Source organism: Alitiscatomonas aceti, from assembly GCF_025567195.1.
In the GTDB taxonomy this organism is placed as follows: domain Bacteria; phylum Bacillota; class Clostridia; order Lachnospirales; family Lachnospiraceae; genus Alitiscatomonas; species Alitiscatomonas aceti.
Window position 1 is genome coordinate 36,906 of the sequence record NZ_JAOQJF010000021.1, and the last position, 21,115, is coordinate 58,020.

Below are 21,115 nucleotides of genomic sequence, written 5' to 3' on the forward strand. Positions count from 1 at the left end.
CTTCCTATTCCTTTGTCTCAATGTCCACGTCATCCAGAAGCTCCTCAAAGATCTTCATAAGGCCCTCTAACTCCGCTTCATCCTCCACAAATTCATAAAGAGCGTCGGCCTCTCCCTCCCTAGACATATCCTTTAAGATATAGCAGTCGGCCTCTTCCTCCTCATCCTCGGCGTCCGTCACCAGCAGATAATCTGATCCGTTTAATTTTGTCTCTTCCAGCACGTAAAATTCCAGGGTCTGCTCGTCGTCCACCAGCGTGATCTTTCTTTCTTCCATTTTTTCTCTCCTATTTCGTAACAGTCCGGCCATGGTGATCCAGATACCCCTGGAGGATCAGACAGGCAGCCACCTTGTCGATGACGGCTTTCCTGTTCTCCCTCCGCACTCCGGATTCCATCAGGACCTTTTCTGCAGCAACTGTTGTGAGGCGCTCATCCCAGAGCGTCACCAGAAGCCCGGTCCGGCGCTCCAGCATCTCTTTAAATTCCTTTGTTTTCTCCACCCGGTCTCCCTCGGTATTGTTCATATTTTTCGGGAGTCCCAGCACGATCTCCTCCACGCCGTATTCCTTTATGATCTCCTCGATCCTGGCGCAGGTCTTTCTCAGCTTATTCTCATCTTTCCGTTCGATGGTCTCCAGTCCCTGGGCCGTTAAAAGCAGCTCATCGCTTACGGCCACCCCCACAGTCCTGGATCCGAAATCAAGTCCAAGTATCCTCATTTTCTCCACGACAAAATCAGCTGGCCTCATATCCCCCAACTGTTCTGCCGCTTTCCCCCTATGGTTCTTTTCTGGCTTCCGCCATTTTGTCTATTTCAGTCTCGTATTGATGTAATTTTCCATCAATTCCTCTAAGATCTCGTCCCGCTCCACCTTCATGATCAGGCTTCTGGCGCTTTTATGACTGGTGATATACGTCGGATCTCCAGACATGATATAGCCTACGATCTGGTTGATGGGGTTATATCCCTTTTCAGTCAGAGCCTCGTAAACCTCCCGAAGGACCTGGCTGACCTCCATCTTCTTTTCTTCCTGTACTGCCCTGAAATACTGTGTGTTGCTGATATCGCCCATAAATGTCCTCACGTCCTTTAGTTGCTATTCCTTATTTTACCCCAAATCCGGATTTTCTGCAAGATAAATGATTTCATCTGTCAGGAATTCTTTTAACACTCCCCGGACAAAGCAGTTTTTTCCGCCAGCTTCCGGCACAGCGGCCTTTACATATTCCTTTGTATGGCCCATCATGTACCGGGCTCCGCCTATCTCCACAGGCTCCTCCAGAAGGACCTCCGTCTCTCTTCCCAGGAAGGAGGCCCGGTACGCCTTTGACATCTCCTTCTCCAGGGCCAGAAGCTCTGCGCTCCGCTTCGTCTTTACCGGCTCCGGCACCTGGTCCGGCATCCGGTCCGCCCGGGTCCCCGCCCGTCTCGAATATTTGAATACATGCATCTCGTAAAAATGGACCGTTTCCAGGAATTTCTTTGTCTCTGCAAATTCCTCGTCCGTCTCTCCCGGGAATCCCACGATCACGTCAGTGGTAATGGCCGGATCCCTGAAATATTTTCTTAAGATCCCACACCGGTATAAATAGTCTTCACAGGTATAGTGGCGGTTCATGCGCTTTAAGGTGGCGTCGCAGCCGCTCTGCAGAGATAAATGGAAGTGGGGGCAGATCTTTTCCATGGCAGAGAGCTCCCGTACAAATTCCTCGGTGATCAGCCTGGGCTCCAGGGAACCGAACCGGATCCGCTTCACGCCAGGGATCTGGTGGAGCCGCTTTGTCAGCTCCAGAAGGTCCTGGGGCTCCTCCTTAAAGTCTGTGCCATAGGAGCTTAAGTGAATGCCTGTTAAGACGATCTCCTGGTATCCCTTTTCTGCCAGGGTCCTGACCTCCTCTTCCACATCCTCCGGCCGGCGGCTCCTGACCCGCCCCCGGGTGTAGGGAATGATACAGTAGCTGCAGAACTGGTTGCATCCGTCCTGCACCTTGATAAAGGCCCTGGTATGGTCTGCCTGGCGTTCAATGTGGAGCGCTTCATATTCCTGGGCTGCGGAAATATCGATGACCGCGTCCTGGGGCTCCCGTCCGGCCAGCCGCTCCTCCAGAAGCTGCACCAGCTCCGCCTTCTTATTATTTCCGATGACCAGATCGATGGCCGTATCATCCAGGAGCTTTTCTCCAGCCGCCTGGGCATAGCAGCCCGCAGCCACCACAAGGGCCTCCGGATTTTTCGCCTTGGCCCGGTGGAGCATCTGGCGGGATTTTTTATCCGCCACATTTGTGACGGAGCAGGTGTTGATGATATAAACGTCAGCCTTTTCCTCAAAGTCCACGATCTGGTAGCCGGCAGCCTCTAAAAGCTGCTGCATGGCCTCTGTCTCATAGGAATTGACCTTGCAGCCCAGGTTATGGAGTGCAGCTTTTCTCATTTTCTTCTCTCCTGTCTAAATTCAATCATGCATTCCCGATTTTCATGCAATCTGGCTCTTGACTTTTGCGGGATGTCCATTTAGTATGAATATAAGAACGTAATTTATCTATATAATGAACTGGGAGGACTTTAACATGAAAACCGTTAAAATTTCTTTGAACTCCATCGATAAAGTTAAGTCTTTTGTAAACGACCTGACGAAGTTTGATACCGATTTCGACCTGATCTCCGGCCGCTATGTGATCGATGCCAAATCCATCATGGGCATCTTCAGCCTGGATCTTTCCAGACCCATCGACTTAAATATCCACGCGGAGGGAGACGCTGAGGAGATCCTTACCGTACTGGCCCCGTATATCGTGGAATCATAAGCCCTTTAAAGTCTGCCCGGAAGCGGTCCGCTCCGGGCAGTTTTTGTTTTAAATACAGCGGATCACTTCTCTGGTCTCAATGGCCGTCTTCACCATTTCATCGATCTTTTCAGAAAGCTTTGTCTCTGACATCTCGATCCTCTTAAGGTTCGGCTTTGTCACCGGATGCTTGGCCACGAAAATCGTGCAGCAGTCCTCATAGGGGAGGACAGAGGTCTCATAGGTGTCGATCTTTAAGGAAATATCCACGATATCCTGCTTGTCAAAGGCGATCAGCGGCCGCATCACCGGAAGTTCGCAGACTGCGTTGGTCACACCTAAGGACTGTAACGTCTGGGAAGCCACCTGGCCGATGCTCTCGCCGGTGATCAATGCCAGACAGTCGGACTCTTTTGCAATGGCTTCCGCGATCCGCATCATATAGCGGCGCATGATGATGGTCAGCTCATCATGGGGGCACTGGTCATAGATATAAAGCTGGATATCGGTGAAATTCACCACATTCAGCTTAATGGGGCCCGTGTACTTTGCCACCAGCTTCGCCAGGTCCACCACCTTCTGCTTGGCCCGCTCGCTGGTATAGGGCGGCGCATGGAAATAGGTCGCCTCCAGGGTCACGCCGCGCTTGGCCACCATGTACCCTGCCACCGGGCTGTCGATGCCGCCGGAAAGCAGGAGCATGGCCTTCCCGGCCGTTCCGATGGGCATTCCCCCGGGACCAGGGATGGTCTCGGAAAAGATATTGATCTTATGGCGCACCTCCACCCGCAGGAGAACGTCCGGGTTATGCACGTCCACCCGGGTCTCCGGATACGCGTTTAAGATCACCTCGCCCAGGTCCCTGTTGATCTGGTCAGACACCACCGGATACTGCTTGTTGCCCCGGCGGGCCACCACCTTAAAGGTAAAGTTTTTGTTTTCATAGGCCTCGCCGATGTACCGCACCACCTGGGCCTTCAGATCTTCATAGCCGTTGTCCTCGATCTGCAGCATGGGGCAGATGCCCACGATTCCGAACACGTGCTGCAGGGCGTTTACCACCTCGTCAAAATCAAAGGCTTCACTGGCCTCGGCGTAAATGCGCCCGGCCTCCTTTGTTACTGTAAAGCCGCCCTCCAGCCGCTTCAGCCGGTGGTGGATCTGCTTTACCAGGGCGTCCTCAAAAAGATAACGGTTCTTTCCCTTGACGCCGATCTCTGCATATTTAATAAGAAAGGATCTGTAATTCATATTTCTCCTTCTGTTCTGTAAATCTGATTTTCTGTTCTTCTGGCTCTTAAGCCCTCCGGTATCTGCGGAGCACTGGAAGGAGCTCCCGCAGGACCTCCAGACAGTAATCCACCTCGTCCTCCGTGTTGAACACGCCAAAGGAAAAACGCAGGGTGGAATCCAGCAGGGATTCCCTGACGCCAATCCCTCTCAAGGTTCCGGAGACCCCCGGATGATTGGAGGAGCAGGCAGAGCCGGAGGAAACGTAGATCCCCCGGTCCTCCAGGGCATGTAAAAGCACCTCTGCCCTTACGCCCTCAAAGCCGGCGCTGACGATCTGGGGGGCCGAATCCCTGCCGGTCCGTCCGTGGACCGTTACGCCCTCCAGGCTGGAAAGCCCCTGGACCAGGCGGTCCTTTAAGGCGTACAGACGCTCCACCCTTTCGTCATGGTCCTTATAGATCTCCCTGACAGCCATGCCCAGACCGGCGCAGCCCGGAACGTTTTCTGTCCCCGAGCGCATTCCCTTCTGCTGGCCGCCGCCGAAGATGATGGGCCTGATCCGGACCTTCTCATCCACGTATAAAAAGCCCACTCCCTTGGGTCCGTGGATCTTGTGGCCGCTGACGGACATGAGATCGATGCCCTCTTTTTTGGGACGGATCACATATTTCCCGTAGGCCTGGATGGCGTCCACATGGAAATAAATGTCCGGACGGATGCTCTTTATGAGCTTCCCGATCTCTGCCACCGGCTCCACGGCTCCCATTTCGTTGTTCACATACATGATGGAGACCAGGATCGTGTCGTCGCAGATGGCCTCCCGCAGGGCGTCCAGGGATACGATCCCGTCCTGATCCACCGGAAGATAGGTGATCCGGAAGCCCTGCTCCTCCAGGAAGCTCATGGTATTATAGACGGACGCATGCTCGATGCAGGTGGTGATCAGATGGTTTCCCTTTCTTCTGGCAGCCATGGCGGCGCCGATGAGGGCCATATTGTTGGACTCCGTTCCGCCGGAGGTAAAAACGATCTCCTTTTCCTTTACCTTCAGAGAGCCTGCGATCTCCTCCCGGGCCTCCCGGATGTACCGTTCCGCCTCCACGCCCTTCATATGTCTGGAGGAGGTATTGCCGTAATCGGAGGTCATGGCCTCCACCATCACGTCCCGGACACTGTCAAAGACCCGGGTCGTGGCTGAATTGTCAAAATATACTTCTTTTCTGTTTTCCATTTAAAAAATCAATCCTCCAAAAGAAGCCCCACGGCTGAAAGCACAAAAAGCCCCGCCGTCTCGGTCCTTAAGATCCGCTTTCCCAGGGTCACGGTCCTGGCCCCGGCGTTTCTGGCAGCCTCCACTTCCCCATCGGAAAAGCCGCCCTCGGGACCGATGAGCACCGCGCATTTCTTTCCCGGCTTCAGTCCTCCGATCAGGCTTCTGGTAAGCTCCATGCCTCCGGCTCCCGAAAGGCTTTCAGAATCCTCATAGGGCAGGAGGAACAGGTCCATGGAAGCCGCCTCAGCCACCGCTTCCTTATAAGAAAGGACCGGTCCGATCTCTGGAACGATCATCCTTTTGGACTGCTTGGCGGCGCTTTCGGAAATGCCCTGCCAGCGCTTCCTCTTTGCCTCTTCCTTCTTCTTATCCAGCTTTACCACCGACCGGGCCATTTCCACTGGTACGATCCGGGAGACGCCCAGCTCCACACATTTCTGGATGATGAATTCCATCTTATCGCCCTTGGGAAGGCCCTGGTACAGGGTCACTTCCACCGGAAGCTCCGTGTCCTCCACCAGCTCCGGCAGGATCCGCGCCAGAACCCGGCTGCTTTCGATCTCCGCGATCTCACACAGGCAGTTAGTCCCCTTTCCGTCGCTTAAAAGGATCTGCTCGCCCGGCTTCATCCGCAGCACATTTTTTATATGGTTCACATCCGGCCCGGTGATCACGGCCTCAGACTCTGTAAAAAATTCTGTTTCAGTAAAAAAATGATACACTACCGCTTCCTCGCTGTGATGGAGACCCACTCTCCCTGTCTGGTGGTCTCCAGGATCTCAAAGGCGTCGTTCTGGGACAGCGCATCCCTGACCGCCTGCTCCTTCATATCGATGATGCCGGAGGTAATAAAGATCCCTCCCTGCTTCAGATGCACCGGAACCTCCTTCTGGATCATGATGATCACATCAGCCAGGATATTGGCCACGGCAATGTCGTAGCACTCGTATCCCGCAGCGTCCTGGACTTCCTTCTCATCGATGATATTTCCCTGGACCACTCCGAATTTCTCCTCCGGGATCCCGTTGGCCTCCAGGTTTTCATGGACGGCGGTAATGGCGTTCTCGTCCAGATCCGTTCCGAATACAGAACCAGCTCCCAGCTTTAAGGCCGTAATACCGAGAATGCCGCTGCCGGTGCCCAGATCCAGGATCCGCACACCCGGCTTCACATATTTTTCCAGCTGGCGGATGCAGAGCTGGGTGGTCTCATGCTTTCCGGTCCCAAAGGCCGTTCCCGGGTCGATCTGGATCAGAAGCTTGTCCTTGTGCTCCTCAGGGATCTCCTCCCAGGTGGGCTTTATAAGGATGTGATCCACAGTAAACGGCTTGAAATACTGCTTCCAGTTGTTGATCCAGTCCTTGTCCTCGGTCTCAGAGGCTGTGATGGTCCCCTCACCGATCTCCACGTACTGGCGCAGTTCAGAAAGCCCCTCATCCACTTCTTTTAAGATGGCCTCCGCGTCGTCATCGTCGTCCAGATAAAAGCTCACTCTGGCTGTACCGTCGTCCGGCGGCAGCTCCGGCAGGATGTCGATGAACATTCCCTTGGTCTCGCTCTCGGTCAGAGGCACGTTGTCCTCGATCTCAATGCCCTGGATCCCGATCTCATCAAACAGACTGCTGATATAGTCCACCGCCTCTGTGGTGGTCTTCAGCGTAAATTTTTTCCACTTCATATTTTTTTCCTCCGGTCTCAGAACGGCTCCTTTTAAGAACCGCTAAAAAGTCACATGATATCATATCACAGATCGTCCCCGAATACAAGAGAGCAAACGGCCTGCCGCCGGGACAGGGAACGGCCGTCACCCCGCCAGGATCTTCACAAACAGCAGAGCCAGCACGCCCATGACCACAGGCCTTACGATCTTCTGCCCGTTGTTGACCACGAGCCCCGCTCCAAAGTAGCTGCCTGCCATGCAGAAAAGGGCCGCTGCGATCCCCAGGGCATAATCCACCTTTCCGCCGACAAAAAACGTCCCCAGGGCCCCGATATCTGCGCTCAGGTTGACCACCTTGGAGATCCCGGCCGCATCTCTGGTCCCCAGCTTCAAAAGGCCAGTGAATACGAGGATCAAGAAGGTCCCTGTCCCCGGACCGTAAAAGCCGTCGTATCCGCCGATCAGAAAGGAGACAGCCAGGCCTGTAAAAAACATACGGCGGAATCCGTCCGGATCCTCGGACCGGTCCGGAGCCTCCCCGCCGCCCAGTTCTTTATTCTTCAGCACATAAAAGGCCACCACCGGAAGCACCACCACCATCAGCGAGCGGATCAGCTTTTCATCGGTCTTAAGGGCCAGGCTGGCTCCTCCCACAGCTCCCAGGGCCGCAGAAGCCGCCCAGGGAAGGGCCAGCTTAAAACGGATATAGCCGCTCTTGGCAAATCTTAAGGCTGCAACGATGGATCCCGGAAAGGCGCTCAGCTTTGAAGTTCCCAGGATCACATGGACGGGAACCCCGGCCAGCATATACGCCGGGAATGAGATCAATCCCCCGCCTCCGGCAATGGAGTCTACAAATCCCGCCAGAAATACCAGCGGGCATACGATCAGAAACTGTTCCATACCTGTCTCCTTCTGTTATTTTTACCCATATTATAGCATGGCCTCCGACATTTTTCATGATAATTTAATAATTTATTCCTTGAATACCCAGATGCGGTATGATATAGTACTCAGAAATAGGGGAAAAAAATGGCCGCCACTATTTTTAGTGACGGCCGTTCTCTTTGTACCGCGGTATCCTGAGTTCTGGAACGATCAGCTGTTGGCGGCGACCACCACCCGGCGGCCCCGCTCCAGGGCAATATAGATATGGCAGTATTCCATGGATGCACAGATCTTGTCGGCCATGGTAATGATCCACGCCTCCCGGTTCTTTGGCACCGGCCCCAGAGGGAACATATGGGAAAGGATCGCGCTTTTCTCGCGCTCGCTGATCCCAAAGACCTCCTGGCTGTTCTTAGCCGCGACTCTGGGATGGTAAAATGCCTGGAAGCCGCCTGTGGGAGGCTTTTCCCTGAAATCATAAAGGCAGAAATCGTGAAGCAGTCCGGCCCTGGCGGCCATTCTTGCATCGCACCCCAGCTTTCTGGCTATATGCCAGGATATATAGGATACATTGATGCTGTGCATCAGTCTGGATGTACTCTGGTGATGGGAAAACGCTCCCAGCTGCATAAATTCCCGCTTTTCCAGGATATCCTTTACTTCCTTTATGTACCCGGGTTCGATCTGTCCGTTAAATGTAAGCTCCATCGGCTGTCACTCGCTTTCTGTAAAGAATGATGGATATTTCCCCTACACTTTTATTATGATAAAGTACCGTGAAAATTTCAAGGCCTTTTCTTTAATTTTTTCTTTCATTTTGAGGTGAATTGCTTATGATCAGGATTTTAAAATTCTTTGGCGTCTCATTTCTGTTCCTGCTGCTCCTTTACATCCTCCTGCTGACCCTGCCCTATGTGGCCCATAAAAAGGTCCCCCAGGAGATCCTGGACCGGATCCGTTCCGCAAAATATTACTCAGAGCTTCCCGGCGCTGAGCGGGCCGCCTACATAGACGACAACACCGACGCCCTCCTCTACCGTCTGAACCTCATTGACCAGGCCGAAAAGGAGATCATCTTCTCCACCTTCGATTTTAACGTGGATGAAGCCGGCAAGGACATCATGGCATCTCTCCTTTCCGCAGCAGAACGCGGAGTCCGGATCCGGATGCTGGTGGACGGATTCAGCGGCATGCTGGATGTGAACAACAGCCCATGGTTCGAGGCCATGGCTTCCCATGAAAATATCGAGCTGAAGATCTATAATCCCATCCATTTTTATGCACCGTGGAAAATGCAGGCCAGACTCCATGACAAATATCTGATCATCGACGACCAGATGTATCTTTTAGGCGGCAGGAATACCTTTAACCTGTTCCTGGGAGACTATACGCCGGTGAAAAACATCGACCGGGAGCTGTTCATCTATGAGACCGTCGGGGACCCGGAGGCCTCCATCCATCAGTTAAAGCAGTATTTCCAGTCCGTCTGGGAGCTGCCCGATGCGAAGCTGTATACGAAAATGGGCGACTGGGAAAAATCCCAGGAATGCATCCAGTGGCTCACCGCCCACGCTGACGCCCTGAAGTCCTCTTATCCGTCCGCCTATGAGCCCTGGGATTATGAAGCCCTCACCATGGAGACCAACCGGATCACCCTCCTTCACAACCCCATCAATGCCTCCAATAAGGAGCCCTGGATGTGGGAAACCGTCTGCCACCTCATGGGGACCGGAAAGGAGATCACGGTCTACACGCCCTACATCATCTGCGGAAAGGAAATGTACGCAGACCTTACGGCCCTGTGTAAGAAAACAGACCTAGTGGAGATCATCACCAACGATGTGGCCAGCGGCGCCAATCCCTGGGGCTGCACCGACTATCTGAACCAGAAAAAGAAGATCTGGGCCACCGGCGTCCGTGTCTACGAATATCTGGGAGAACATTCCAGCCATTCCAAGGCCGTCCTCATCGACGACCGCATGAGCATCGTCGGCTCCTATAATATGGATATGCGGAGCACCTACCAGGATACAGAGCTGATGCTGGCTGTGGATTCCCCGGAATTAAACGCCGTCATCCGCAAAGAAGCGGAGGTCAACAAGACGTACAGCCGGTACATGACGCCGGAGGGGACGTACATCAACGGCGAAAACTATGTGCCCCGGGAAATGAGTGCAGGTAAAAAACTCTTTTACGGCGTGCTCCGGGTCCTGATCATGCCCTTCCGGAGATTCCTGTAAAAGAACGTGCTGAAAACATGTCCTCCCTGATGCGCATTTCCGGGACCAGCCCATAAAGAAGCCCGATTGCGGGCTTCTCCGCCTGCGGCGGGCCGCTTCTGCGGCATAATTCCCTTCCGCCGCATGGCGATCCCCGCGGAACGTTTTTATGTCATAGGACGCACTTTCCTATGACATAAAAAAACGCTTAAGCAGATACCATTTCTCTGCTTAAGCGTTTTTCGTTTTTACATGGATCCTATTCCACCAGCTTCTCCAGCTCCTTCACATATTCCGTTCCGTCGGAGGTCTTGTGGCCCGCCTTGGAGGCGTAAAGCCCCACGGCAGCCTGGGATTTTTTAATGGGCTGCATGGTCCCGGCCCCGGCCACGCAGCCGCCGGGACAGGCCATTCCCTCCAGAAGATACCCGTTATATTTTCCAGCCTTGGCCATGGCCAGGAGCTTTCTGCATTCCTTAAGGCCCTCGGCGTTGGCTACCTTGATCTCCTTATCGGGATACCGTTCCTTGATCACATTGACCACCGATTTTGCCACGCCTCCGGCCACGGCAAAATTGCGGCCGTCTGCGGAAGCGTCGTTGACGCCGTCGGGATCCTCCTCCATGTTCTCAATATCCACATGGCGGGCATCAAAGATCCCTGCCATCTCCTCAAAGGTCAGCACGAAATCCACCTCGCTGCGGACGCTGCGGCGCATGGCCTCCAGCTTTTTGGCCGCACACGGTCCGATGAATACCACCTTTGCCTTCTCATGCTGCTTTTTAATGAGTCTGGCAGTCAGGGTCATGGGCGTTAAGGCCATGGAAACGCAGTCTGCGTATTCCGGGAACAGCTTCTTTGCCATCACAGACCAGGCCGGGCAGCAGGAGGTTGCCATAAAGGGGATATGCTCCGGCACCTCTTTTATAAAGTCCTCGGCCTCCTGGACCGCGCAGAGGTCTGCCCCGATGGCAACCTCGAATACATCGGCAAAGCCCAGCTGCTTCATGGCCGCCCGCAGCTTTCCGGGCGTCACCTTGGGGCCGAACTGTCCCACAAAGGCAGGAGCCACAGCGGCGTATACCCGCTCTCCTGTCTGGATGGCGCGGATCACCTGGAAGATCTGGGACTTGTCCGCAATGGCTCCAAAGGGACAGTTCACCAGGCACATGCCGCAGGAAACGCATTTGTCATAGTCGATATCTGCTTTTCCGTTCTCGTCTGAGTGGATGGCGTCCATGCCGCAGGCCGCCGCACAGGGACGCTCCTGGATAATGATGGCGTTGTAGGAGCACACCTTTGCACACTGGCCGCATTTAATGCACTTCTCCGGATCGATCCTGGATTTCCCGTTGGTCCGGTCCAGGCTCACCGCATCCTTGGGGCAAACCTCCACACAAGGGTGGGCCAGGCAGCCCTGGCAGCCGTCGGTCACCATGACCCTTTTTTCTGCACACGCATTGCAGGCAAATTTGATCACATTGATCAGCGGCGGCGTATAATACGTTTCCGGCCGGTCTGCCGCCTCGATCCCATCGGACACAGGGGCCGGGTCTCCCGCCCCGCGGTAGGGAAGTCCCATGGCCAGGCGCAGCCGTTCTCCTACGATGGCTCTTTCTAAAAACACGTCATTGCGGAAGTTTCCAACCTCCCCGGGGATGATCTTATATGGAAGCTCCTCGATCCTTTTGTCAATGGGCCACTCGGTATGGTAGGCCATACGGGCCGCCTCGCGGAAGATCCTGTGGCGGATCTCCTGGATCCTGGTCTCAACACCTCTCATCGAATTATTCCTCCTGTGATTTTTTGCAGTCGTCTCTGTTTTGTGAAAAAGATAACATATCCCAGCTGTAACTTCAAGTTTTTAATCGCATACAATCCGCTTTTTCTTTTCCAGAAGCCCCGGTTCCTTCCATTTATGATTTTGCCCCATTTCTGCCGCAGGACTGCCGCAGCCTGCACCTTTTCTATTGCAGATGGACCTGGTAATATATTCCTATCCGGAGCAGTCCTGCGGGAAAGAAGCCCGCCTGTGGGCTTTTCCGTCTGCGGCGGGCCGTTTCTGCATTAAACTTCTCTTCCGCCGCGTGGCGGTCCCTGCAAAACATTTTTTTGTTACGGGATGTGCTTTCCTATGGAATAAAAGCTCCGGTCCCACACTGAAAAGAAAGGATATGATGCACAATGAAAAAATGTATGAAGCTGGCGGTCACGACCGTTGTTATGGGATGCCTTCTGTCCTTCCCGGCCTTTGCGGCAGAAACAAGGGCGGAATATAAAGAGGCCGTAACTCCCATCCGGGAGGAATTAAAGGCCCTGGAGGAGGAGATGGACGCTGTCCGCACCGAAAATAAGGCCCTGTCGGCCCGTTTCAGCGAGATCCGGCAGATCCGTAAGGAGACCGGGGAGCTGATTGTTTCCAAAGATACCTGGAAAAAAGCCCGGGAACTGAAGGCCAGGATCCGTGAGGTCCGTTCTTCCATGGACAGTCTCTCCATAAAATCCCTGCGGACCCAGGCCAGGGCCGCTGTAAAGGAAAAAGATTTTGACGCAGCCTTAAAGGCCATGGGCGAAGCCATGGAACAGAAGCAGGACCGCCTGGATTCTCTCAAAGAGATCAACGCCATCTGGAAGCAGATCGATGATCTGCTGGAAGCTGAAGAATAATTTTTTCCATTAAAAAGGAGCTGCAAAACGGAGGAAGTGATCCGCAGATCCCCCGTTTGCAGCTCTCTGGCTATTTTTCATCCTTCTATTTTCCTGTATAACATTCCATATCTCCCGATGTGGTGGTGAACTGGATCCTGGAAAGGTTCTTTCCGCTTTCCCTGCCGTTTCCTCTGTCCACGATCCCACTGGCACCCATTTTCTCCCATTCCAGCTGCCCGTCAAAATCTGTCTCCAGACCGCCGCTGACCCACTGGGCCTCGAACTTAAACCGGGGATCCTCTGCTTTTTCCACAAGGATCTCTCCAGACACGCTTTCCATGGAAATATCTCCCAGGGCCTCTCCGATCGTCATCTTCCCGGATACGGTGGAAAGCTCTGCGCCTGCCGCTGCCTTCTCAATGCTCAGATCCCCGGATACACTCTCTCCCTCCACTGCTCCTCTGATCGTTCCTCCATCCAGATCGCCGGATACTGTGGCGACCTCCAGGCTCTCTCCCTCAAATCTCGGAATCCGTATGTTTCCCGATACCGTATTGATCTCCAGCTCTCCCCGGAAATCCTCTGGGATCTGGATCCTGGCGGAAACCGGGAGCCTTTTCTTTTCCTCGTCTTCAAACCTCAGTCCTGTCAGTCCTAAGACGATCGTTCCCTTTGATCCATCTGGATCATCGTTGACGATCTCCACCCGGCCTCCGCCAGAAGACACCCTGGTCTGATGGATCTCTTCCCACGGGACCACGTACTCCTCCTCCAGAAGGATCTCCTCGGAATCTGTCACCTCCACGTTCAGATCGATCAGTATATAGGAGATCTGGATGTCCTCTGCCTCGTCCATAGGGATCTGACGTTTAAGGATCCCGCCATCGCCGAGCTTTGTCCATCTCCATCCATCGGGAGTATCTCCAGGGTCAGCTCCTGCGCCAGAACCAGTCTCCTCCGTACCCGGCTTTTCTGTTCCAGGACCGCTCTCTCCTATTTCTGGCTGTCCTACACCGGGGCCAGCCTCTCCTATCCCCGGTTCCTCCATGCCAGGGCCAGTCTCTCCCGTCTCCTTCCGGTCTTCAAAATGATTTTCCCCGTCCAGACGTCCCGATGCCTCAAGGGTCTCTTCTCCTCCTTTATGGCCCCTGTCCACCCTGGCTGCCACCATACCGGTGCCCAGAAGAAACAGCAGGCCTCCAAGGGCAGCTCCCAGAACCAGGATCTTCACCGTATGGTCTTTTTTCTTTTCTGGTCTTTCTCCCGCCATTACAGGCTCTCCCTTTCCGCCGCCGTTTTCCTTGTTTTCCTCTTCAAAAAGCGAGCGGATGTCGCCCATGGCATTGATGGTACAGTCGAAGGCGTCCTGCTCCCCGTACCCCTCTGCCCGCAGATCATCGTACCTTTCCTCCATATTTCCAATGATCTCTTCCTTTAAATCCACCACATTTCTGGTTTTCGGGATATCCCTTACCATATCTTCCACATATTTTCTCAGTTTTTCTTTCATGCTGTGCCCTCCCCGTCATCGTCCAGCAGCCGGTCGATCAGCTCCTTTGCCTCCTCCCAGTCCCTCCGGTTGGAAGCGTAGGTTTCTCTCCCTTTTTCTGTGATCGAGTAATATCTTCGCCTGGCTCCAGTGGTCTCGTCTCCCCAATACGTCCGGATACAGCCCGCCTGCTCCAGCCGTTTAAACGCTGAATACAGGGTCGCTTCTTTCAGCTCGTACCTCCGGTCCGTCCGGGCCAGGATCTCCTTGTTGATCTTGTAGCCATAGCTGTCCTGCTTCAGCAGCAGGGACAGGATGATCGTTTCTGTGTGTCCCCGTAAAATATCCGATGTGATCGACACGCTCCCACCACCTTTCCTTAGTTTCATTATGCAATATAATACCTCGTCTGTCAATGTATATTTGATTATTTAGTATTATGTTTGCCGCAGATATCCAGCCGCCCTGCGCCTCCCGCGCCCGTTCCAGGCTCCCGCCCCATGTTTCCTTTCAGATCACCGCCGTCTGCGAAAACCGGGATCCTTCCGGTCCCATATTCCCCCCTCCCCTATTTTTGAAAATATTGGGCAAAAATGTACGTTTTTTCCCACAGTGCCCAAAAATCTCACGGAAATCCTGGGATTTTCACCGGATTTCACTGGATTTCTCCTATGGATTGGGCATATTTCTCTTTTTTCTCTGTATATACCCAAAAATCTCCGAAATTTTGGGCATAGCAGAAAAAAGTCCCTGTCTATGCCCAAAAAGGGGCTTACACTTCTGCCTGTTCCCGTTTATAATGATCGGACAGGGCTTCTCCGCCTGCGGCGGGCCGCTTCTGCGGACAAATTTCCTTCCGCTGTATAGCGATCCCCGCGGAGCGTTTTTTATGTCATAGGATGCACTTTCCTATGACATTAGCCGCGAAGGCCTGGATATGCTCTGTACCAAACGCCATATAGATCCGGCCAGGAGCCGGAAGACTTTTGCAAAAGCAGGGAGGCCTTTCCATGAACTTTGATGAGCTGTTTACAAAATGGAAATCCGAATATTCGTTTAACGCTTTTATCCGGGACGGGATTGTTGATCCCGCTCACTATGACAGGCCGCACATTTTATTTATTCTCCGCGATATGAACTGCCGGCACGAGCGGGACCTGTGTGCGGATCTCCGCAGAGATGGAAGCGGATGGAGAACATGGAACAACATCGGCAGATGGACAAAAGCACTGCTGGACGGTGACGGGGAGTATCCGTGGGATATGTCCTCCCCCAGCCGCGCGGCACAGCTAAGGCGCGTTGCTGTTATGAATCTGAAGAAGGAGGGCGGCGGCAGCCGCGCCTCTGGAAGCCAGCTTCTGGATGCGGTGCAGATGCAGCATGGAAAGATCCTGGAAGAGATCTGTTTGTGTGATCCAGGCATGATCATCTGCTGCGGTCTGGCCAGTTCCGGGATCAAAGGAAATGCTGCCCTGCTTAAAGATCATGTATTGCCAGTTTCAACGGAATGGGCATCCTTCCGGTCCAGGACCTTTGACCGGGACTGGCAGTATTATTTTACTGAGATCAATAAAAAACAGATCCCTGTCATCAGCTTCTGCCATCCACAGGTCACAAATCTCAATGGCAGCAGAGGGCATGAAAAGCTATTTATTCCATTATTCCAGGATATGCTCTATATAAAAGAACTTTTTTTGAAAAACACTGCGGGAAGCGAATAAAAAAGCTGCTGCAAAAATTTTGCAGCAGCTCCCGGATCATCCTGTTTTATTTTCCAAAAAGTCCCCGCTTCTTCTTTCCGCCTTCCGGCGCAATGCCGTTCATGGCGTCGTCGAAGCGCCGCAGGGCCTCCTTCTGCTCTTCATTGAGCTTTTCAGGCACTGTGATCACCAGGGTCACAAAATGATCTCCACGGATATTCTTATTCCTTAAGGACGGAACGCCCTTTCCTCTGAGCCGTACCTTGGTATCGGTCTGGGTGCCAGGCTTTACCTCATACTCCACTTCCCCGTCCACGGTCTTGATACGGATCGGGCCGCCCAGTGCCGCTGTTACAAAGGAAATGGGCACGGTGGAGAAGATGGTGGTTTCCTGCCGTTTGAAGATCGGGTGCTTGGATACAGTCACCTCCACCAGAAGGTCTCCCCGGTCACCGCCGTTGATCCCCGGCTCTCCCTTTCCGGCGATCCGGATGCTCTGTCCGTTGTCGATACCTGCCGGGATCGTCACCTGGATCTTCTTTCTGCTGGAAATATATCCGCTGCCATAGCAGTCCGGGCATTTCTCCTTTATGATCTTGCCGGATCCCTGACAATCCGGACATGTCTGCACGTTCTGTACCTGTCCAAAGAAGGACTGCTGGGTATAAACGATCTTTCCTTTCCCGTTACACTTGGGGCAGGTCACCGGAGAGGTTCCCGGCTTTGCACCCGTTCCATGGCATTTGGGGCATTCATCCTTCAGGTTTAATTCAATCTCCTTCTGACAGCCAAATACCGCCTCCTCGAAGGTGATCCGGACACCGGTCCTTAAATTCGCTCCGCGCATGGGCCCGTTGCTGCGCCCCCTGCTCCTGCCGCCGCCGAAGAAATCGCCGAAAATATCGCCGAAAATATCGCCCATGTCTGCGCCGCTGAAATCAAAGCCTCCAAAGCCTCCGGCCCCGCCGGCGCCTCCGTCAAAGGCCGCATGGCCAAACTGGTCGTACTGTCTTCTTTTTTCCGGATCGCTGAGCACGCTGTATGCCTCGGAAGCCTCCTTGAACTTAGCCTCCGCCTCTTTATCTCCCGGATTGGCATCGGGATGGTACTTCTTCGCCAGAACTCTGTATGCCTTCTTTAACGCCGCATCATCTGCATCTTTCGGCACGCCAAGGACTTCATAATAATCTCTCTTGCTCTCTGCCATTTCAAGTCTTACCTTTCAAACTCTATATAGTGGGAAAGGGGTTAGGCGGAATGCCGCCTAATCCCCATACCTTCGATTTATACGCTTCGCAGCTTTTATTATTAGACTTCCTTGTAATCTCCGTCTACCACATCATCGCCGTAGCCTGCCTGGCCTGCGTCCTGGGGTCCTGCCTGGGAACCTGCTCCCTGGGCTCCGCCAGCCGCCTGGGCCTGCTCATAAACCTTTGTGAAGAGCTGCTGTGCGCTCTGCATCAGTTTTTCTTTTGCGGCCTTGATGTCTTCCACCTGGGCGTCTGTCATCTGATCGATGGGCGCACGGTTTACAGCCTCTTTCAGTGTATTTAAGTCTGCCTCAACGGCTGCCTTATCGTTGGCATCGATCTTATCGCCTACCTCTTCCAGGGCCTTTTCGGTCTGGAATACCATGGAATCTGCATCGTTCCTTGTGTCGATGGCCTCTTTCTTCTTCTTATCCTGGGCCTCGAACTCGGCTGCCTCCTTCACGGCCTTCTCAATATCTGCGTCAGACATGTTGGAGCCGGAGGTAATGGTGATGTGCTGCTCTTTGCCTGTTCCCTTATCCATAGCGGATACGTTTACGATGCCGTTGGCGTCGATATCAAAGGTAACCTCGATCTGCGGAACGCCTCTTCTGGCCGGAAGGATGCCGTCCAGACGGAACTGGCCCAGAGTCTTATTGTCTCTTGCAAACTGTCTCTCACCCTGTACCACATGGATATCAACGGCAGTCTGGTTATCGGCTGCAGTGGAGAAGATCTGGCTCTTCTTGGTGGGGATCGTGGTGTTTCTCTCGATCAGCTTTGTGGCAACGCCGCCCATGGTCTCGATGGACAGGGAAAGCGGTGTTACATCCAGAAGGAGGATATCGCCTGCGCCTGCATCGCCGCCTAATTTACCGCCCTGGATCGCTGCTCCGATGGCAACGCACTCATCCGGGTTCAGGGTCTTGCTGGGCTCTTTGCCTGTCAGCTGTTTTACCTTCTCCTGTGCGGCTAACATACGGGTGGAGCCACCTACCAGGAGGACCTTGGAAAGCTCAGATGCAGAAAGTCCGGCATCCTTCAGGGCATTCTGTACCGGGATCGCAGTTCTCTCCACCAGATCGCTGGTCAGCTCGTCAAATTTCGCTCTTGTCAGGTTCATATCCAGATGCTTCGGTCCCTCTGCGTTGGCTGTGATGAACGGAAGGTTGATGTTGGTGGTGGTGGCTGTGGACAGCTCCTTCTTTGCCTTCTCAGCAGCCTCTTTTAATCTCTGGAGAGCCATCTTGTCGCCGGACAGGTCGATGCCCTCTGCCTTCTTGAACTCGTCGATCATCCACTGGGTCACACGGTTGTCGAAGTCATCGCCGCCGAGACGGGTATCGCCGTTGGTAGCCAGAACCTCGATGACGCCGTCACCGATCTCAATGATGGAAACATCGAAGGTACCGCCGCCTAAGTCATATACCATGATCTTCTGCTCTTTTTCATTATCAAGGCCATAAGCCAGGGCTGCGGCTGTGGGCTCGTTGATGATACGCTTTACTTCCAGGCCTGCGATCTTACCTGCATCCTTGGTAGCCTGACGCTGAGCATCGTTAAAGTAAGCCGGAACGGTAATAACTGCCTCTGTCACCTTCTCGCCCAGATAGCTTTCTGCGTCTGCTTTCAGCTTCTGGAGGATCATTGCGGAGATCTCCTGGGGAGTATATTTCTTTCCGTCGATGTCTACCTTATAATCTGTACCCATGTGTCTCTTAATGGAGGAGATGGTGCGGTCTGCGTTGGTCACGGCCTGACGTTTTGCCGGCTCACCTACCAGTCTTTCTCCATTTTTTGTAAATGCCACGATGGACGGTGTGGTCCTGATTCCTTCTGTATTGGCGATAACGGTCGGTTTACCGCCTTCCATAACTGCTACACAGCTGTTTGTTGTACCTAAGTCAATACCAATAATCTTGCTCATAGTGATTTCCTCCTGAATTTATAAACAATGATAAATTACTTCCAGTTAGTTGGCAACCTGCACCATGCTGTGGCGTACCACAGTATCCCGGTACATATATCCCTTTAACAGCTCCGATGCCACCACGTTCTCTCCCAGGGATTCGTCGTCCACATGCATCACTGCATTATGGAAATTGGGATCAAACGGCTTGCCCACAGCTTCGATGGGCTTTACGCCCATGTCGTCCAGGGTCTTCATAAGCTGCTTATATATTTTCTCCATTCCTTCGGCAAAGGGCGTTTCCTTCGCATCCTCGGGAACGGTGGCAAGGCCTCGCTCAAAATTATCCACCACAGGAAGGATCTTCTCGATCACATCCCTGGCTCCGATCTCATACATAGCGGACTTTTCTTTATCCGTCCGCTTCCTGTAATTGTCAAACTCTGCCATGGACCGCTTTAACTGATCTGTCAGCTCCTCGATCTGGCTATCTCTCGGGTCCTTCTTCTTTCCAAAAAGCCCCTTTTTCTCTTTCTTTTCTTCTTTTCCATTTTCCGGAGCAGCTTCTCCGTCTGCGCTGGCCCCTGCCGGCCCAGCCGCGTTTTCAGCTGTGTTTTCAGCTCCCGCTCCGTTTTCGGGAATATTTTCTGCTTCTGCCTCTCCTGGAGCTTTCTTTTCCAGTTCCTTCTCTTCCACTTGACTCGACACCTTTCATTTCTATTTACTGCTGCTTATTAAATGTTTCATTCAGCTGGGTCACCAGAGTCCTTAGGGTCCCGACGACCTTTTCATAGTCCATCCTCTTGGGTCCGATGATCCCGATGGTTCCCCTAAGGCCGTCTCCCAGCACATAGTTGGCAGTGACCACGCTGCAGTCCTTCATGGTCTTCACCGGCGTTTCATCTCCGATATAAACCTGGATCTGGGAATCCGATGCCGACGGCGCCTGGCTTTCATCAAACAGTCCCTTTAAAAGTTCCTTTTGCTCCAGGGTACTGATCAGCTTGCTGGCATTTTCCGTATCGGAGAGCTCCGGATACTTGAAAATATTTGTAGCTCCGCTGGTATAAATCTGAAGATCCTCCGCCTGGGAGCCAATGGCCTCAGAGACCTCGTTGAGGACAAATTCCACCACCTGTCTGTGGATCCCCGCCTGCTCCTTGAGCCTTGCGATCACTCCCAGGTTGATCTCCTGGATCGTAAGCCCGTTGAGACTGTTGTTCAAAAGGATATTTAAGTTTAATATCTCTTCATTGGAAAGCTCTTCATCCAAAGTCACAAAGGAATTCCGGATGATATTTCCTTCCACCACCACCACGATCAGAAGCTTGTTGGCCTCTACTCTCGAAAGCTGGATGAACTTCAGCTTCGTCTGGTGGTAATTGGGACCGCTGACCATGGTCGCATAGTTGGTATTGCTGGCCAGGATCTGGGCCATCTGCTTCAGTAAAAGCTCCACCCGGTCCACCCGCTGGATCATCATGTCCTGCATGGCGTTTACCTGGCTGTCCTTTTCCTGGATGATCTGGTCCACATAGAACCGGTATCCCTTATCAGAGGGGATCCGTCCTGCCGATGTATGGGGCTGGATAATGTATCCCAGCTCCTCCAGATCCGACATCTCGTTCCTTATGGTAGCGGAGCTCAACTTAAGACCAGAATATTTGGAGATCGTTCTGGAGCCCACCGGCTCTCCTGTCTCTAAATACGTCTGGATTATGGCTTTCAAAATCTTCTCTTTTCTTTCGTCCAGCTCCACATTTTCACCCTCTTTTTGTTTTATTAGCACTCTTTATCTATGAGTGCTAACATTTACAGTTGTTACTATATTACTTAAGTCCCCGTTTGTCAAGATATTTTTTCATTTTTCATTGCATTGATGCATTTTTATCATTTCTTCCGATGCGGGAGCCGGAACGGAGAAACCTTCTAATGAAAGGATCTGAAACAGCTGTTTCGGCAGAAACCTCCGGAAGATCCGGCAGGACAAACGCATGAGTAAATAAATTGTGAACAAATCCCCTTTTTCTGGTATGATAAAAAGAAAAAGGGGGTTTT

The 21,115-nt window shown here is 53.0% G+C and carries 22 protein-coding genes; 4 read left to right on the forward strand and 18 right to left on the reverse strand.

All coding sequences use genetic code 11. The annotated features are described in order from the left end of the window. Positions 1 to 4: 4 nt before the first annotated feature. From OCV69_RS10785 to mtaB, 4 genes are all read right to left on the reverse strand, one after another. Positions 5 to 277, reverse strand: coding sequence for a DUF1292 domain-containing protein (locus OCV69_RS10785; RefSeq protein ID WP_022273712.1), 273 nt, complete (start codon positions 275 to 277; stop codon positions 5 to 7). 10 nt (positions 278 to 287) lie between these two features. Next, complete coding sequence (ruvX, locus tag OCV69_RS10790; protein ID WP_215653610.1) at positions 288 to 722, reverse strand: Holliday junction resolvase RuvX; 435 nt, start codon at positions 720 to 722, stop codon at positions 288 to 290. 90 nt (positions 723 to 812) lie between these two features. Further along, entirely contained in the window at positions 813 to 1,076 is a 264-nt protein-coding gene (locus tag OCV69_RS10795) for an IreB family regulatory phosphoprotein (RefSeq protein ID WP_022273714.1), read from the reverse strand. Positions 1,077 to 1,112: 36 nt separating this feature from the next. Next, positions 1,113 to 2,435, reverse strand: coding sequence for a tRNA (N(6)-L-threonylcarbamoyladenosine(37)-C(2))-methylthiotransferase MtaB (gene mtaB / locus OCV69_RS10800; protein WP_158359117.1), 1,323 nt, complete (start codon positions 2,433 to 2,435; stop codon positions 1,113 to 1,115). Positions 2,436 to 2,571: 136 nt separating this feature from the next. Here mtaB and OCV69_RS10805 point away from each other — a divergent pair, with 136 nt between their 5' ends. After that, positions 2,572 to 2,808 (forward strand): HPr family phosphocarrier protein, encoded by a 237-nt coding sequence (locus OCV69_RS10805; protein WP_022273717.1) that lies wholly within the window; start codon positions 2,572 to 2,574, stop codon positions 2,806 to 2,808. A gap of 48 nt (positions 2,809 to 2,856) precedes the next feature. Here the strand turns inward: OCV69_RS10805 and thiI are convergent, their stop codons facing one another. The 6 genes from thiI to OCV69_RS10835 form a co-directional block, all read right to left on the reverse strand. Beyond that, a complete protein-coding gene (thiI, locus tag OCV69_RS10810) occupies positions 2,857 to 4,038 on the reverse strand; it encodes a tRNA uracil 4-sulfurtransferase ThiI (protein WP_022273718.1) in 1,182 nt (393 codons plus the stop codon). A 46-nt stretch (positions 4,039 to 4,084) separates the two neighbouring features. Beyond that, on the reverse strand, positions 4,085 to 5,251 hold the full coding sequence (locus tag OCV69_RS10815; RefSeq protein WP_158359119.1) for a cysteine desulfurase family protein: 1,167 nt from the start codon (positions 5,249 to 5,251) through the stop codon (positions 4,085 to 4,087). An 8-nt stretch (positions 5,252 to 5,259) separates the two neighbouring features. Then, positions 5,260 to 6,015 carry a 16S rRNA (uracil(1498)-N(3))-methyltransferase gene (locus OCV69_RS10820; RefSeq protein WP_158359121.1) on the reverse strand — a complete coding sequence of 252 codons (756 nt, stop codon included), beginning with the start codon at positions 6,013 to 6,015 and terminating at the stop codon, positions 5,260 to 5,262. Continuing rightward, a complete protein-coding gene (gene prmA / locus OCV69_RS10825; RefSeq protein WP_022273722.1) occupies positions 6,015 to 6,971 on the reverse strand; it encodes a 50S ribosomal protein L11 methyltransferase in 957 nt (318 codons plus the stop codon). Before prmA ends, OCV69_RS10820 begins: the two co-directional genes overlap by 1 nt. Positions 6,972 to 7,097: 126 nt before the next feature. Continuing rightward, on the reverse strand, positions 7,098 to 7,856 hold the full coding sequence (locus OCV69_RS10830; RefSeq protein ID WP_158359123.1) for a sulfite exporter TauE/SafE family protein: 759 nt from the start codon (positions 7,854 to 7,856) through the stop codon (positions 7,098 to 7,100). 195 nt (positions 7,857 to 8,051) lie between these two features. Beyond that, the gene (locus tag OCV69_RS10835; RefSeq protein ID WP_158359125.1) at positions 8,052 to 8,549 is read right to left on the reverse strand and encodes an HD domain-containing protein; all 498 of its coding nucleotides are present in this window, start codon (positions 8,547 to 8,549) and stop codon (positions 8,052 to 8,054) included. A gap of 125 nt (positions 8,550 to 8,674) precedes the next feature. On the opposite strand from OCV69_RS10835, the gene OCV69_RS10840 reads away from it, so the two are divergent. Then, the gene (locus OCV69_RS10840) at positions 8,675 to 10,081 is read left to right on the forward strand and encodes a phospholipase D family protein (protein WP_158359127.1); all 1,407 of its coding nucleotides are present in this window, start codon (positions 8,675 to 8,677) and stop codon (positions 10,079 to 10,081) included. A 238-nt stretch (positions 10,082 to 10,319) separates the two neighbouring features. Here the strand turns inward: OCV69_RS10840 and OCV69_RS10845 are convergent, their stop codons facing one another. After that, complete coding sequence (locus tag OCV69_RS10845; RefSeq protein ID WP_158359129.1) at positions 10,320 to 11,843, reverse strand: 4Fe-4S dicluster domain-containing protein; 1,524 nt, start codon at positions 11,841 to 11,843, stop codon at positions 10,320 to 10,322. Positions 11,844 to 12,244: 401 nt separating this feature from the next. Between OCV69_RS10845 and OCV69_RS10850 the strand changes: the two genes are divergently transcribed. Further along, positions 12,245 to 12,727: a hypothetical protein gene (locus OCV69_RS10850; protein ID WP_158359130.1), complete on the forward strand. Its 483-nt coding sequence runs from the start codon at positions 12,245 to 12,247 to the stop codon at positions 12,725 to 12,727. 85 nt (positions 12,728 to 12,812) lie between these two features. Here the strand turns inward: OCV69_RS10850 and OCV69_RS10855 are convergent, their stop codons facing one another. Together OCV69_RS10855 and OCV69_RS10860 are read right to left on the reverse strand one after the other, a co-directional pair. Further along, positions 12,813 to 14,219 (reverse strand): DUF4097 family beta strand repeat-containing protein, encoded by a 1,407-nt coding sequence (locus OCV69_RS10855; RefSeq protein ID WP_158359132.1) that lies wholly within the window; start codon positions 14,217 to 14,219, stop codon positions 12,813 to 12,815. After that, positions 14,216 to 14,560: a PadR family transcriptional regulator gene (locus OCV69_RS10860; RefSeq protein WP_022273192.1), complete on the reverse strand. Its 345-nt coding sequence runs from the start codon at positions 14,558 to 14,560 to the stop codon at positions 14,216 to 14,218. The genes OCV69_RS10855 and OCV69_RS10860 overlap by 4 nt, the downstream gene beginning before the upstream one ends. Before the next feature lie 648 nt (positions 14,561 to 15,208). Between OCV69_RS10860 and OCV69_RS10865 the strand changes: the two genes are divergently transcribed. Continuing rightward, positions 15,209 to 15,919 (forward strand): hypothetical protein, encoded by a 711-nt coding sequence (locus tag OCV69_RS10865; RefSeq protein ID WP_158359134.1) that lies wholly within the window; start codon positions 15,209 to 15,211, stop codon positions 15,917 to 15,919. 46 nt (positions 15,920 to 15,965) lie between these two features. Here the strand turns inward: OCV69_RS10865 and dnaJ are convergent, their stop codons facing one another. The 5 genes from dnaJ to OCV69_RS10890 form a co-directional block, all read right to left on the reverse strand. Then, the gene (gene dnaJ / locus OCV69_RS10870; protein WP_158359135.1) at positions 15,966 to 17,105 is read right to left on the reverse strand and encodes a molecular chaperone DnaJ; all 1,140 of its coding nucleotides are present in this window, start codon (positions 17,103 to 17,105) and stop codon (positions 15,966 to 15,968) included. 101 nt (positions 17,106 to 17,206) lie between these two features. Next, entirely contained in the window at positions 17,207 to 19,075 is a 1,869-nt protein-coding gene (gene dnaK / locus OCV69_RS10875) for a molecular chaperone DnaK (RefSeq protein ID WP_158359137.1), read from the reverse strand. 45 nt (positions 19,076 to 19,120) lie between these two features. Then, positions 19,121 to 19,753: a nucleotide exchange factor GrpE gene (gene grpE / locus OCV69_RS10880; RefSeq protein ID WP_262563099.1), complete on the reverse strand. Its 633-nt coding sequence runs from the start codon at positions 19,751 to 19,753 to the stop codon at positions 19,121 to 19,123. Positions 19,754 to 19,778: 25 nt separating this feature from the next. Next, on the reverse strand, positions 19,779 to 20,816 hold the full coding sequence (gene hrcA, locus OCV69_RS10885) for a heat-inducible transcriptional repressor HrcA (protein WP_022273187.1): 1,038 nt from the start codon (positions 20,814 to 20,816) through the stop codon (positions 19,779 to 19,781). A 109-nt stretch (positions 20,817 to 20,925) separates the two neighbouring features. Beyond that, positions 20,926 to 21,115, reverse strand: a 190-nt coding sequence (locus tag OCV69_RS10890) for a hypothetical protein (protein WP_262563100.1), incomplete at its 5' end; no start/stop codon positions are given.

What these genes read in the sequence shown, in the direction of transcription:
- OCV69_RS10785 (WP_022273712.1), bottom strand. Translation starts at nt 277, where the DNA reads ATGGAAGAAAGAAAGATCACGCTGGTGGACGACGAGCAGACCCTGGAA.
- ruvX (WP_215653610.1), bottom strand. Translation starts at nt 722, where the DNA reads ATGAGGATACTTGGACTTGATTTCGGATCCAGGACTGTGGGGGTGGCC.
- OCV69_RS10795 (WP_022273714.1), bottom strand. Translation starts at nt 1,076, where the DNA reads ATGGGCGATATCAGCAACACACAGTATTTCAGGGCAGTACAGGAAGAA.
- mtaB (WP_158359117.1), bottom strand. Translation starts at nt 2,435, where the DNA reads ATGAGAAAAGCTGCACTCCATAACCTGGGCTGCAAGGTCAATTCCTAT.
- OCV69_RS10805 (WP_022273717.1), top strand. Translation starts at nt 2,572, where the DNA reads ATGAAAACCGTTAAAATTTCTTTGAACTCCATCGATAAAGTTAAGTCT.
- thiI (WP_022273718.1), bottom strand. Translation starts at nt 4,038, where the DNA reads ATGAATTACAGATCCTTTCTTATTAAATATGCAGAGATCGGCGTCAAG.
- OCV69_RS10815 (WP_158359119.1), bottom strand. Translation starts at nt 5,251, where the DNA reads ATGGAAAACAGAAAAGAAGTATATTTTGACAATTCAGCCACGACCCGG.
- prmA (WP_022273722.1), bottom strand. Translation starts at nt 6,971, where the DNA reads ATGAAGTGGAAAAAATTTACGCTGAAGACCACCACAGAGGCGGTGGAC.
- OCV69_RS10830 (WP_158359123.1), bottom strand. Translation starts at nt 7,856, where the DNA reads ATGGAACAGTTTCTGATCGTATGCCCGCTGGTATTTCTGGCGGGATTT.
- OCV69_RS10835 (WP_158359125.1), bottom strand. Translation starts at nt 8,549, where the DNA reads ATGGAGCTTACATTTAACGGACAGATCGAACCCGGGTACATAAAGGAA.
- OCV69_RS10840 (WP_158359127.1), top strand. Translation starts at nt 8,675, where the DNA reads ATGATCAGGATTTTAAAATTCTTTGGCGTCTCATTTCTGTTCCTGCTG.
- OCV69_RS10845 (WP_158359129.1), bottom strand. Translation starts at nt 11,843, where the DNA reads ATGAGAGGTGTTGAGACCAGGATCCAGGAGATCCGCCACAGGATCTTC.
- OCV69_RS10850 (WP_158359130.1), top strand. Translation starts at nt 12,245, where the DNA reads ATGAAAAAATGTATGAAGCTGGCGGTCACGACCGTTGTTATGGGATGC.
- OCV69_RS10855 (WP_158359132.1), bottom strand. Translation starts at nt 14,219, where the DNA reads ATGAAAGAAAAACTGAGAAAATATGTGGAAGATATGGTAAGGGATATC.
- OCV69_RS10865 (WP_158359134.1), top strand. Translation starts at nt 15,209, where the DNA reads ATGAACTTTGATGAGCTGTTTACAAAATGGAAATCCGAATATTCGTTT.
- dnaJ (WP_158359135.1), bottom strand. Translation starts at nt 17,105, where the DNA reads ATGGCAGAGAGCAAGAGAGATTATTATGAAGTCCTTGGCGTGCCGAAA.
- dnaK (WP_158359137.1), bottom strand. Translation starts at nt 19,075, where the DNA reads ATGAGCAAGATTATTGGTATTGACTTAGGTACAACAAACAGCTGTGTA.